The sequence below is a fragment of the Micropruina sp. genome, from assembly GCF_047607385.1.
Classification (GTDB): domain Bacteria; phylum Actinomycetota; class Actinomycetes; order Propionibacteriales; family Propionibacteriaceae; genus Micropruina.
In genome coordinates this window covers 1-11,956 of record NZ_JASGDE010000218.1, presented here as the reverse complement: position 1 = coordinate 11,956, position 11,956 = coordinate 1, and the positions used below count along the sequence as shown (strand labels likewise).

Sequence of the window (11,956 nt, the reverse complement as noted above, 5' to 3'; positions counted from 1 at the left end):
GCTTGCCGGCGGCCGTGCGGCACCGGGTGCTGCGGCGCTGGCTGCTGGCCCAGGGCGCCGCCGAGGCGTCCCGGGCCCACACCCTTGCCGTCGCCGCCCTGGTCACCGACTGGCACGGCCAGCGCTGGGTGGAGCTGCCCGGCCTCCGGGTGGCCCGTCGTGGCAGGGTGCTCCGGGCCCGGCCACCGCAGCCGACCGGGTGAATGGAACCTCTCAGGTTCGGCTAAGGTGCGCGTGTGGACGCCAGCGACATCCGGTCCGACCTTTCCGACGTGCTCTACACCGCCGACGAGATCCAGCAGCGGCTGGACGACATGGCTGCGCAGATCGAGCGTGACTACGACGGGCGGGAGTTGCTGCTGGTCGGCGTCCTGAACGGCGCGCTGATGGTGATGGCCGACCTGTCCCGCACACTGACCCGGCACTGCGAGATGGACTGGATGGCGATCTCGTCCTACGGGTCGGGCACCCAGAGCTCGGGCGTGGTGCGGATCCTGAAGGACCTCAACACCGACCTGGCCGGACGCCACGTGCTGGTCGTCGAGGACATCGTCGACACCGGTCTGACCCTGGCCTACCTGATCCAGAACCTGAAGTCGCGCAACCCGGCCAGCCTCGAGGTGATGGCCATGTTCCGTAAGCCGGACGCCCTGAACAGCCCGGTCACGGTGAAGTACGTGGGCTTCGACCTGCCCAACGAATTCGTCGTCGGCTACGGGCTCGACTACGCCGGGCGGTACCGCAATCTGCGTGACGTGGGCACCCTCTCCCCGCACGTCTACTCCTGACCCGTAGCCTCGCGCGATTCACCCGGCGAGGCCCGTCTATCCTTGGGGGTCGGCGGTGACTGCCGCCCTCGACAAAGGTGGGTAATGAAGGCTCAACGACTGTTCCGGGGACCGATCCTGTGGATCATCCTGGGGTTCCTCGGGATCGCGCTGCTGGTCGACTACTTCAGCAAGGCCAATGGGTACACCCAGGAGCCGACGTCCGCGGTGGTTGCGCTGATCAACAGCGACACCCCGTTGAAGGAGGTCGTGCTGGTCGAGGGCGAGCAGGACATCCGAGTCGAGCAGAAGGACCCGACCAAGCCGAAGATCCGGGCCAAGTGGGTCGGCACCCAGAGCCAGGAGATCATCGACCGGCTGAACCAGCGGGTCGCCGCCGGCACCCTGGACAGCTGGCGCGGCGAGGTCCCGCAGCAGGGCATCTGGACGCTGCTGCTCTACACGGTGGTGCCGTTCCTGGTGATCGGGTTGATCTTCTTCTTCCTGCTCAACCAGATGCAGGGCGGCGGGAACCGGGTGATGGGCTTCGGCAAATCGAAGGCCAAGCTGGCCACCAAGGACACTCCACGCACCACCTTCGCCGACGTCGCCGGTTGTGAAGAGGCCATCGAGGAACTCCAGGAGATCCGCGAGTTCCTCTCCGAACCGGCCAAATTCCAGGCGGTCGGCGCCAAGATCCCCAAGGGCGTGCTGCTCTACGGCCCGCCCGGCACCGGCAAGACGTTGCTGGCCCGCGCGGTGGCCGGCGAGGCGGGCGTCCCGTTCTTCTCCATCTCCGGCTCCGACTTCGTCGAGATGTTCGTCGGCGTCGGCGCCTCCCGCGTCCGCGACCTGTTCGAGCAGGCCAAGGAGGCCGCCCCGGCGATCGTCTTCATCGACGAGATCGACGCCGTCGGACGCCATCGCGGCGCCGGGATGGGCGGCGGCCACGACGAGCGCGAACAGACCCTGAACCAGCTGCTGGTCGAGATGGACGGCTTCGACGTCCGCGGCGGCGTGGTGCTGATCGCCGCCACCAACCGTCCGGACGTGCTCGACCCGGCGCTGCTGCGCCCCGGCCGGTTCGACCGGCAGATCCCGGTCGAGGCCCCGGACATGAAGGGCCGGCTGCAGATCCTCCGGGTGCACGCCGCCAACAAGCCGATGGCCCCGGACGCCGACCTGGAGTCGGTGGCCAAGCGCACCCCGGGCTTCACCGGCGCCGACCTGGCCAACGTGCTGAACGAGGCGGCGCTGCTGTGCGCCCGGCAGAACCAGCGCTACCTGACCAAGGAGCATCTGGACGAGGCCATCGACCGGGTGATCGCCGGCCCGCAGAAGCGTTCCCGGATCATGAACGAGCGGGAACTGCTGATCACCGCCTACCACGAGGGCGGGCACGCCCTGGTGGCCGCCGCGATGCCGGGCACCGACCCGGTGCAGAAGGTGACCATCCTGCCCCGCGGCCGCGCCCTCGGCTACACCATGGTGATGCCCGACCAGGACAAATACTCCAAGACCCGTGGCGAGCTGCTCGATCAGTTGGCCTACATGCTGGGCGGCCGGGCCGCCGAGGAGCTGGTCTTCCATGACCCGACCACCGGCGCCGCCAACGACATCGAGAAGGCCACCAACGTGGCCCGCGCGATGGTCACCAAGTACGGCATGACCGAGCGGCTGGGCGCGGTGAAGCTGGGCAGCGACTCCGACGAGCCTTTCCTCGGCATGCAGGCCGGCATGGGTGGCGGGCATCGCGACTACTCCGACGCGATCGCTGCCGCGATCGACGCCGAGGTGGCCGGGCTGATCAACACCGCCCACCAGGAGGCCTTCGACTGCCTGGTGACCAACCGCGAGGTGCTCGACGAACTGGTCCGCCAGCTGTTCGAGAAGGAGACCCTGGACAAGGAGCAGGTGGCGAAGGTCTTCGAGCCGCTGGTGCGCTGGCCGAAGCGTCCGGCCTGGACGGGATCCGACACCCGGGTGCCGTCGGACCTGCCGCCGGTCGATCCGCCGCCGCCGGCTCCGAAGCCCGAGCCGGCGTACGGCCCGCCGCTGGTCGGGCCGAACGGCGCCATCCAGGTTCCGCTGCCGGCGGGCCCGCAACAGCCTGGTCCGCAACAGCCGCCGTGGCAGCCCCCCTACGGGCAGCCGCCGCAGGGCTCGCAGCCGCCCGGCCAGCCGCCGGCCGGCTGGGGTCAGCCTCCGGAGCGCTGAGGTGCCGGTCGATCAGCCGCGGGTGGCCGCGGCGGTCCGCGAGTTGCTCGCCGCCATCGGCGAGGATCCCGACCGCGACGGTCTGCGGGAGACCCCCGACCGGGTCGCCCGTGCCTACGCGGAGTTCTTCGAGGGCCTGGACGCCGACGCCGCCGACGCGCTCGGCACCACCTTCGACATCGCCCACGACGAGCTGGTGCTGGTCAAGGACATCGAGGTGTGGAGCACCTGCGAGCACCACCTGGTGCCGTTCACCGGGGTGGCGCACGTCGGCTACATCCCGTCCGTCGACGGCCGGATCACCGGGTTGAGCAAACTGGCCCGGCTGGTCGACGTGTTCGCCAAGCGCCCGCAGGTGCAGGAGCGGCTGACCACCCAGATCGCCGACGCCCTGGTCGAGCACCTGGCCCCCCGCGGGGTGATCGTGGTGATCGAATGCGAGCACCTCTGCATGACCATGCGCGGGGTCCGCAAGCCCGGCTCCAAGACCGTCACCTCCGCGGTCCGGGGCGCACTGCGCAACCCGGCGACCCGTGCCGAGGCGATGAGCCTGATCATCGGCTGAGCCTCGAACCACCTTCTGGTGGTTATGCCGGGTCGGGTCGGGCTTCTGGAGCTGTCGAACCACTTTCTGGTGGTTGTGGGGGGTCCGGGAGAGCCTCAGAACCACCAGAATCCGGTTCGGGTCGCTCCGCCGGCTGTTCGGCCGCCTGGTAACCACCAAAAACTGGTTCGGAAGTTATCCACAGATTGGTGGCTGGCGAGTCTCAAGCCGTGCTGAAGCCGTCACTCTTGGGAAATGCGTCTACCGAGGCCCTACCTGCTGCCGGTCCAACCCACGTCCCGGGCCGTGCTGCTGGCCTCGGGGGTAAGTGCCCAGATGCTCCGCACGGCTCTGGAAGGAGGGCGGCTGTATCGCGTCCGCCAGGGCGTGTTCCTCGACGCCGCGCTGTGGCCGGAGGATCCGCGGGAGCGACATCTGCTGCGTGCCGTCGCCGAGTTGATCAAGTTCCCGGCGGGAGTCCTCAGCCACGAGTCGGCGGCCGCGTCCTGGAAGCTGCCCAGCCCGGGCTTCACTCGTTGGGAGGAGTGCCCGGTCGCCATCACTCTGCCTCGGGGTGGCCGCATGAGAAGCCGGACCGGAACGGCGAATCACCATGTCGGTCTGCTCCCGGAGTCGCAAGTCACCAAGGACGCGGGCGGTCGGCCGATCACCAGCATCGCCCGCACCGCCGTCGACCTGGCTGCCGGGCGCACATTGCCTGATGCTTTGGTCATTCTCGACGGGGCGGCGCGGTTGCTGTGCGCCGCGATGGTGGCCGAGCCGCGCCGTCGCGACTACGCCAATCCGCGGTTGATCGCCGCGGCCCGGGAGATGCTCGAGCAGGCAGCCGCCACCAGGCGACCTGGTGGTCTCGGTCGAGCGATGGAACTGGCGGACCCGCGCCGGGAATCAGCCCCTGAGTCGTTGTCGGCCGGGCACTTCCACCTCGCCGGGCTACCCGAACCGCAACTCCAGCGCGAGCTCCGTTCTCCGATGGGCAAGCTGTACCCGGACTTCTACTGGCCGGAGCATCGCCTGATCGGGGAGTGCGATGGTGCGGAGAAGTACCGGGAGGACTCCGCCTACGTGCGTGAGAAAGAGCGTGAGCAAGCGCTGCGCGACCTCGGCTACCGGATGGTGCGCTGGCTGGCGAAAGAGATCATGCTGGACCCGAAGGCCGTGGTCGAGCGGGTCGCCCGTGAGCTGGCCTGAGGCTCGAACCGTCTTCTGGTGGTTATCCGGGGCCGGGTCGGGCTTCTGGGGCTGTCGAACCACTTTCTGGTGGTTGTGGGTGGTCTGGGAGAGCCTCAGAACCACCAGAATGCGGTTCGGGTCGCTCTGTCGGCTGCGCAACCGCCTGGTAACCACCAGAAACTGGTTCGACGGGCTGGATAGGCTGCGCGGGTGAGGCAGTTGCAGGACGCCGGGCGCACCCAGGTGATGGGCATCGTCAACGTCACCCCGGATTCGTTCTCCGACGGGGGTGACTTCGCGTCCACCCAGGCCGCCATCGAGCACGGGCGGGCGTTGCTCGCCGAGGGCGCCGATCTGATCGACGTCGGCGGCGAGTCCACCCGTCCCGGAGCCGCCCGGGTCCCGGTCGCGGAGGAGTTGCGCCGGGTCCTGCCGGTGGTCGCCGCGCTGTCCGCGGCGGGTGCGGTGGTCAGCATCGACACCATGCGGGCCGAGGTGGCCCGCGCCGCGGTCGGCGCCGGCGCGCGCTGGGTGAACGACGTCTCCGGCGGGCTCAGCGATCCGGCGATGCTGCCCACGGTGGCCGAGCTCGGCGTCGGCTACGTGGCGATGCACTGGCGCGGCCAGTCCGACGTGATGCAGCAGCTGACCCACTACGACGACGTGGTGCACGACGTCGCCGCCGAACTGGCCCGCCGTCGCGACGCCGCCCTGGCCGCCGGCATCGCCCCCGACCGCCTGGTGCTCGACCCCGGCCTGGGCTTCGCCAAGACGCCGGAGGCGAACTGGACGCTGCTGGCCGGCCTCGACGTGCTGGCCGGGCTCGGCCAGCCGTTGCTGATCGGGGCGTCCCGGAAGCGTTTCCTCGGCGAACTGCTGGACGGGCGGGAGCCGAAGCTGCGCGACGACGCCTCGGTGGCGATCACCGCGTTGCTCGCCGTGCGGGGGGTGTGGGCGGTGCGCACCCATACCGTCCGGGCGCACGCCGACGCGATCGCGGTCGCCGTCCGGCTGCGCCGGGAGGCGCCGAATGATCTGGAGTAGCCTCGGTGCGGAGGTGAGCGCATGGCAGAGCCGGAACCCGACCGGGTTCGCCTGACCGGCATGCGGTTCAGTGCGATCCACGGGGTCTACGACTTCGAGCGTCTCGAACCGCAGGAATTCGTGGTCGACCTGACCTGTCGGCTGGCACCCCGTCCGAACTCCGACGACCTGGCCACCACGGTCGACTACGCCGCGTTGTCCGAGGCGATCGCCGAGGAGGTCACCGGAGCGCCGGTGAACCTGATCGAGACCCTCGCCGAACGCATCGCGGCCCGCTGCCTGACTCGGGAGCTGATCGAGTCCGTCGAGGTGACCGTGCACAAGCCGGGCGCCCAGATGCCCGTCCAACTGACCGATGTCGCCGTCACCATCACCAGGAGCCGCCCACGATGACCGAGATCGATCCGCTTGCCGCCTTCGACTTCGACACGTTGTCGGGCATGGTGCCGATCCGGCCGGTGGTGTTCTCCATCGGCTCCAACCTGGGCGACCGGCTCGGCTACCTGCAGGGTGCTGTGGAGGCGCTCAGCGCCACCCCGGAACTGACCATCGTCGACGTCTCCTCGGTCTACGAGACGGCGCCGGTGGGCCCGGTGCTCGACCAGCCCGATTTCCTCAACATCGTGGTCCTGGCCGACAGCACGATGGCCTCGCTGGTGCTGCTGGAACGCGCCCAGGCGATCGAGGAGTCCTTCCGCCGCACCCGTGAGGTGCCCGGCGGCGCCCGCACCCTCGACGTCGACCTGATCACCGTCGGCGACCGGGTGAAGGACACGCCGGCGCTCACCCTGCCGCACCCGCGGGCGCACCAGCGGGCGTTCGTCCTGGTGCCCTGGCTGGAGATCGATCCGGCCGCCCGGCTGCCCCGGCTGGGACCGGTGGCCGAGCTGCTGGACGCCGTGGACGCCTCCGGTGTGCGTCGCCGCGACGAGTTGACGATCGACCTCTGATGCCCGAGCCACGGCCGAGCGTGCAGCCGACCGGTCGCACCGCGCTGACCGTCGCCGGCGTGGTCGGTGCCGGACTGGCCTGGATCGCACTGTCCGGCGTGGAGAACGTCGGCCTGCCCACCCCGCCGGTGCCGCTGCTGACCGCGGTGGTGTTGGCGGTGCTGGCGGTGGCGGCCTGGCTGGCGGCGCGCTGGATGCATCGCACCGTGCAGCTGCGGCACCAGGTGGTCGAACCGGCCCGGGCGATCGCGATGCTGCTCGCCGGAAAGGCGGCGCTGCTCGGCGGGACGGCGCTGGCCGCCGGATATGCGGTGGTGGCGCTGCGCGCGCTACCCAACCTGGACGCGGCGCTGCCGCGGGAGCGGGTGCTGGCCGCCGGGGCGTCCGCGCTGCTCAGCGTCGTGCTGGCGTTCGCCGGACGGGCCCTGGAGCGGGCCTGCCAGGTGCCGCCCTCCGACCCCGACGACGAATCGGGCGACGCGCCCGGCGGTGAGCCAGGGCCGAGGCCCGGCGCCGGTTAAGCTGCGCCCGTGAAGACGCAGCCGGTTCGCGCGCACCGCGCCACAGGGGCTCGCGTCCTTTCTTGGTCCGTGCTCGGCGTCGCCGGCTGCGTGGGTGCATTCGCCGTCGTCGCCGGTGAACCGCTGGTCCGGCTGCTCGGCCTGACGGTGCTGCTGGCCGGTGCCGTGCTGTCCTGCCTGCTGGCCTGGCGGGCGAATCGCATGGCGCAGCGCCGGCGCGAGGCGCACGCCCTGGCCGAGGCGTTGCGGCACGCCGAGCAGTTGCGGGCCGAACGGGCTGGCCAGCGGGTGGTTCTCGACGCCCTCGGCCGTCGCCTGGTGGCGCTTCGGCAGCGTGCCGACGCGGCCACGGTGCGGTCCAGCCGGCTGCAACAGGAGATGTCCACGCTGCGCGGGAATTACGAGGCGCTGCGGGTCGAACTGGAACTCCAGGCGGTTTGGGAATCCGGCGCGCATGTCGTCGAGTTGCCGCGCGACGCCGCCGTGGCGGATCCCTGGGTTACCGCTCGCGAGCTGTGGCGCCGCGATCGGGCGGCCAAGCGTCCGGCCTGAATCCCGATTGTGGTCGGCCACTCGGCCGAAGATGAAATCCCGGTTATTGACCGCATTGCGGTTTTGCTCGCGTATTGATTGGTTGTAGGGTGATGTGCGACCGATACCGGGGGGCCGGTCGAAAGCGCAAAGCACTCACTGGGAGGATTTACCTATGGCGCAACGCATCGTCTATCGACTCGAGGACGATCTGGACAACACCGAGGCCGCCGAGACCATCGTGTTCGGGCTCGATTCGGTGAGCTACGAGATCGATCTGTCCGAAGACAACGCGGCAAAGCTGCGTGACCTGCTGGCACCTTATCTGGCTGCCGGACGCCGGGTCGGCGGAAAGCGGAAGGCTGCCGGACGCCGGCGCGCCGGCGCGAACTCGGCCACCGAGATCCGCGCCTGGGCGACCGAGAACGGCTACACCGTCTCGAGCCGCGGCCGGGTGCCGGCCGAGGTGCGCGAGGCCTACGAGCGCGCTCACGCCTGATCCAGGACGAAAGCGAACGGCCTCGGGAATTTCCCGGGGCCGTTCGCCGTGGGCGAAGCCGGAACAGAACTCCGGCCATGAAGGTTGAATACACTGAAGGTGCCCGGGCGGGATCGGCCGATCCCGCCGGAGCGCCACCCGGCCGAGGCCGGAGTGAGGAGTGCGGAATGTTCGACCGGTTCACCGACCGAGCACGACGGGTGATCGTCCTGGCCCAGGACGAGGCCCGCATGCTGAACCACAACTACATCGGCACCGAGCACATCCTGCTCGGCTTGATCCATGAGGGCGAGGGTGTCGCCGCGAAGGCCCTGGAGGCTCTGGGCATCTCGCTGGAGGCCGTCCGTGGACAGGTCGAGGAGATCATCGGGCAGGGCCAGCAGGCGCCGACCGGGCACATCCCGTTCACGCCGCGGGCCAAGAAGGTGCTCGAGCTGTCCATGCGCGAGGCGCTGCAGATCAACCATCCCTACATCGGCACCGAGCACATCCTGCTCGGGCTGATCCGCGAGGGTGAGGGCGTCGCCGCCCAGGTGCTGATCAAGCTCGGCGCCGACCTGAACCGGGTGCGCAACCAGGTGTTGCAGCTGCTCAGCGGCTTCCAGGGCAAGGAGGCCGCGACGGCCGGCGCCCCCGAGGCGGGCCCGCAGCAGCAGGGATCGTCGATCCTCGACCAGTTCGGCCGCAACCTGACCCAGGCCGCCCGCGAGAACAAGCTCGACCCGGTGATCGGGCGCGAGAAGGAGATCGAGCGGGTGATGACGGTGCTGTCCCGTCGCACCAAGAACAACCCGGTGCTGATCGGCGAGCCCGGCGTCGGCAAGACCGCCGTGGTCGAGGGGCTGTCCCAGGCCATCGTCCGCGGCGACGTCCCCGAGACGCTGCGCGATAAGCAGATCTACACCCTCGACCTGGGTGCCCTGGTGGCCGGCTCCCGCTACCGCGGCGACTTCGAAGAGCGCCTGAAGAAGGTGCTCAAGGAGATCAAGACCCGCGGCGACGTGGTGCTGTTCATCGACGAGATCCACACCCTGGTGGGTGCCGGTGCCGCCGAGGGCGCGATCGACGCGGCGTCCATCCTGAAGCCGATGCTGGCCCGTGGCGAACTGCAGACCATCGGCGCGACCACGCTCGACGAGTACCGCAAGCACATCGAGAAGGACGCCGCGCTGGAGCGCCGGTTCCAGCCGATCCAGGTGGCCGAGCCGTCCATCGCGCTGACCATCGACATCCTGCGCGGGCTGCGCGACCGCTACGAGGCGCACCACCGGATCACCATCACCGATTCGGCGCTGACCGCGGCCGCCCAGCTGGCCGACCGGTACATCTCCGACCGGTTCCTGCCCGACAAGGCGATCGACCTGATCGACGAGGCGGGCGCCCGGCTGCGGATCCGCCGGATGACCGCGCCGCCCGACCTGCGCGAGTTCGACGAGCGGATCGCCAAGGTGCGGCTGGAGAAGGAAGCGGCGATCGACGCCCAGGACTTCGAGCGCGCCGCCCGGCTGCGCGACGACGAGCGCAAGCTGCTGATCGCCCGCTCCGAGAAGGAGGAGGCCTGGAAGGTCGGCGACTCCGACGTCCCGGCCGAGGTCGGCGAGGAGGAGATCGCCGAGGTGCTCAGCTCCGCCACCGGCATCCCGGTGTTCAAGCTGACCGAGGAGGAGTCGTCCCGGCTGCTGAAGATGGAGGACGAGATCGGCAAGCGCTACATCGGCCAGCACGATGCGGTGAAGGCGCTGTCGCGGTCCATCCGGCGGACCCGGGCTGGGCTGAAGGACCCGAAGCGGCCCAGCGGCTCGTTCATCTTCGCCGGCCCCTCCGGCGTCGGCAAGACCGAGCTGACCAAGGCGCTGACCGAGTTCCTGTTCGGCGACGAGGATGCCCTGATCACCCTCGACATGAGCGAATACTCCGAGAAGCACACCGCGTCGCGGATGTTCGGTTCGCCTCCCGGCTACGTCGGTTACGAGGAGGGCGGCCAGCTCACCGAGAAGGTGCGGCGCAAGCCGTTCAGCGTGGTCCTTTTCGACGAGATCGAGAAGGCGCACCCGGACATCTTCAACTCGTTGTTGCAGATCCTGGACGAGGGTCGGCTGACCGACGCCCAGGGCCGAGTGGTGGACTTCAAGAACACCGTGATCGTGATGACCACGAACCTGGGCACCCGCGACATTTCCAAGTCGGTCAACCTGGGCTTCAGCCAGTCCACCGACAGCGTCGGCGGCTACGAGAAAATGAAGGCGAAGGTTTCCGACGAGCTGAAGCAGCACTTCCGTCCGGAGTTCCTGAACCGGGTCGACGAGATCGTGGTGTTCCACCAGCTCTCGCAGGCCGACATCGAGCGCATCGTCGACCTGATGGTGGGCGAGATCGAGTCCCGGCTGCGCGACAAGGACATGGGCATCGAGCTCACCCAGGCGGCCAAGACCCTGATCGCCAAGCGTGGCTTCGATCCGGTGCTGGGCGCCCGCCCGCTGCGCCGCGCCATCCAGCGCGACATCGAGGACATCCTGGCCGAGAAGATCCTGTTCGCCGACATCCACCCGGGCGAGATCGTCCTGGTCGACGTCGCGCCGGAGGGATCGGAGCTGCCGTTCACCTTCAACGGTGTGCCGAAGGCCCAGATGCCCGACGTGCCGGCCGAGCTGGGTCAGGCCCGCTGACCTCACCCACACCCGAACACACTGCGGCCCCCGGAGAAATCCGGGGGCCGCGGTGCGTCGATCGCCGGGTCAGCTGAAGAGGGCGAACGCCATGATGCCGAGCACCACCACGGCCACACCGCAGAGCGCGATCAGGGTGCCGATCATGCCCAGCACGTAGCCGGCGGTGATCGATCCGGACGGACGGTACCGGCCCGGGTTGAGCCGCATCTCGCGGCGGGCCTTGTTGCCCAGGTACCAGGCCACCGGGCAGATGAACGGGAACATCACGAACAGCGCGACGGTGCCGAGGATGCCCAGGGTGAGCACGACGGTGGCGTCCGGATGCTCGGGGAGTTCACCGGGGACGCCGTAGGGCGGACGCTGCACGGCGCCGTAGGCGGTCGCGGGCGCGGGATACTGCGGCTGCGGCGGCAGCGCGCCGAACTGCTGCGGTTCGGACCAGCCGGTGGGTTCGGCGTAGCCGGACGCCGGGTAGGGCAGCGTCGGCGGGTCCTCCGGCCGCGCCGGCTGAGGCTGCGGCCGCGGAATGCCGAAGCCGTCGCCCTCCGCCCACGGCGAGTACTGCTGGTTGCTCATGAAACCCTCCTGATTCTCCAGGATAGGGGCGCCCGGTAGCGCCTCGGCCGGCCGGCTACAGCCGGTAGCCGCCGGGCGCTGCCACGATCAGCCCGTCGGCGGCCAGCGAGCGCAACGCCCGGTCGGCCTGGACGGCGTCCGGCCAGCCGGCGACGAGCTGTTCGGCGGCCACCGTCTCGCCGGAGTCCCGGCCCCGCAACCGGTGCAGCACGTGGCCGCGGGCGGCCCGGTCGGTTCCGGCGTAGAGCTGTCGGGGACGCGGCGGCCCGGCCGGACGTCCGGCGGCATGCCAGCGGCACTGCGCGCGCACCGGGCAGTCCTCGCAGCGCGGGTTGGACGCCCGGCAGACCTGCGCGCCCAGCTCCATCGCCGCCACCGACCACCGGGGTGCCGCCGCACCGTCCGGCAGCCAGGCCTCGGCCCGGCGCCGCTCGGCCGCGGTCG

Annotated in this window: 13 protein-coding genes and 1 pseudogene; 12 read left to right on the top strand and 2 right to left on the bottom strand. The window is 70.0% G+C overall.

Annotated features, from left to right (window positions below; genetic code table 11):
- The 12 genes from QM582_RS18850 to QM582_RS18795 form a co-directional block, all read left to right on the top strand.
- Window positions 1-203 (top strand): TilS substrate-binding domain-containing protein (locus QM582_RS18850; RefSeq protein WP_415087026.1); only part of this gene is annotated, 203 nt, incomplete at its 5' end.
- Window positions 204-236: 33 nt separating this feature from the next.
- A complete protein-coding gene (hpt, locus tag QM582_RS18845; protein ID WP_415087025.1) occupies window positions 237-788 on the top strand; it encodes a hypoxanthine phosphoribosyltransferase in 552 nt (183 codons plus the stop codon).
- Window positions 789-872: 84 nt separating this feature from the next.
- Window positions 873-2,984, top strand: coding sequence for an ATP-dependent zinc metalloprotease FtsH (gene ftsH, locus QM582_RS18840; protein WP_415087023.1), 2,112 nt, complete (start codon window positions 873-875; stop codon window positions 2,982-2,984).
- A gap of 1 nt (window position 2,985) precedes the next feature.
- Window positions 2,986-3,549, top strand: a complete 564-nt coding sequence (folE, locus tag QM582_RS18835; RefSeq protein ID WP_415087021.1) for a GTP cyclohydrolase I FolE — start codon at window positions 2,986-2,988, stop codon at window positions 3,547-3,549.
- Window positions 3,550-3,783: 234 nt separating this feature from the next.
- A complete protein-coding gene (locus QM582_RS18830; RefSeq protein WP_415087019.1) occupies window positions 3,784-4,740 on the top strand; it encodes a DUF559 domain-containing protein in 957 nt (318 codons plus the stop codon).
- 228 nt (window positions 4,741-4,968) lie between these two features.
- Window positions 4,969-5,766 carry a dihydropteroate synthase gene (gene folP / locus QM582_RS18825; protein ID WP_415087028.1) on the top strand — a complete coding sequence of 266 codons (798 nt, stop codon included), beginning with the start codon at window positions 4,969-4,971 and terminating at the stop codon, window positions 5,764-5,766.
- 21 nt (window positions 5,767-5,787) lie between these two features.
- Window positions 5,788-6,159 (top strand): dihydroneopterin aldolase, encoded by a 372-nt coding sequence (gene folB, locus QM582_RS18820; protein ID WP_415087018.1) that lies wholly within the window; start codon window positions 5,788-5,790, stop codon window positions 6,157-6,159.
- Complete coding sequence (gene folK, locus QM582_RS18815; RefSeq protein ID WP_415087016.1) at window positions 6,156-6,716, top strand: 2-amino-4-hydroxy-6-hydroxymethyldihydropteridine diphosphokinase; 561 nt, start codon at window positions 6,156-6,158, stop codon at window positions 6,714-6,716. The genes folB and folK overlap by 4 nt, the downstream gene beginning before the upstream one ends.
- Window positions 6,716-7,237 (top strand): DUF3180 domain-containing protein, encoded by a 522-nt coding sequence (locus tag QM582_RS18810; RefSeq protein WP_415087014.1) that lies wholly within the window; start codon window positions 6,716-6,718, stop codon window positions 7,235-7,237. The genes folK and QM582_RS18810 overlap by 1 nt, the downstream gene beginning before the upstream one ends.
- Before the next feature lie 69 nt (window positions 7,238-7,306).
- Window positions 7,307-7,789 (top strand): hypothetical protein, encoded by a 483-nt coding sequence (locus QM582_RS18805; RefSeq protein ID WP_415087012.1) that lies wholly within the window; start codon window positions 7,307-7,309, stop codon window positions 7,787-7,789.
- A gap of 154 nt (window positions 7,790-7,943) precedes the next feature.
- Window positions 7,944-8,267: a histone-like nucleoid-structuring protein Lsr2 gene (locus tag QM582_RS18800; RefSeq protein ID WP_415087011.1), complete on the top strand. Its 324-nt coding sequence runs from the start codon at window positions 7,944-7,946 to the stop codon at window positions 8,265-8,267.
- Window positions 8,268-8,434: 167 nt separating this feature from the next.
- The gene (locus QM582_RS18795) at window positions 8,435-10,933 is read left to right on the top strand and encodes an ATP-dependent Clp protease ATP-binding subunit (RefSeq protein WP_415087009.1); all 2,499 of its coding nucleotides are present in this window, start codon (window positions 8,435-8,437) and stop codon (window positions 10,931-10,933) included.
- 69 nt (window positions 10,934-11,002) lie between these two features.
- Here QM582_RS18795 and QM582_RS18790 read toward each other — a convergent pair whose 3' ends face one another.
- A complete protein-coding gene (locus tag QM582_RS18790) occupies window positions 11,003-11,512 on the bottom strand; it encodes a hypothetical protein (RefSeq protein ID WP_415087007.1) in 510 nt (169 codons plus the stop codon).
- A gap of 55 nt (window positions 11,513-11,567) precedes the next feature.
- Window positions 11,568-11,956: pseudogene (locus tag QM582_RS18785) on the bottom strand (A/G-specific adenine glycosylase); the annotation flags it as partial.

Coding starts and splice junctions, on each gene's coding strand:
- QM582_RS18790 (WP_415087007.1), bottom strand. CDS start 11,512: ATGAGCAACCAGCAGTACTCGCCGTGGGCGGAGGGCGACGGCTTCGGC.
- folK (WP_415087016.1), top strand. CDS start 6,156: ATGACCGAGATCGATCCGCTTGCCGCCTTCGACTTCGACACGTTGTCG.
- QM582_RS18810 (WP_415087014.1), top strand. CDS start 6,716: ATGCCCGAGCCACGGCCGAGCGTGCAGCCGACCGGTCGCACCGCGCTG.
- QM582_RS18800 (WP_415087011.1), top strand. CDS start 7,944: ATGGCGCAACGCATCGTCTATCGACTCGAGGACGATCTGGACAACACC.
- folP (WP_415087028.1), top strand. CDS start 4,969: ATGGGCATCGTCAACGTCACCCCGGATTCGTTCTCCGACGGGGGTGAC.
- ftsH (WP_415087023.1), top strand. CDS start 873: ATGAAGGCTCAACGACTGTTCCGGGGACCGATCCTGTGGATCATCCTG.
- folB (WP_415087018.1), top strand. CDS start 5,788: ATGGCAGAGCCGGAACCCGACCGGGTTCGCCTGACCGGCATGCGGTTC.
- QM582_RS18795 (WP_415087009.1), top strand. CDS start 8,435: ATGTTCGACCGGTTCACCGACCGAGCACGACGGGTGATCGTCCTGGCC.
- QM582_RS18830 (WP_415087019.1), top strand. CDS start 3,784: ATGCGTCTACCGAGGCCCTACCTGCTGCCGGTCCAACCCACGTCCCGG.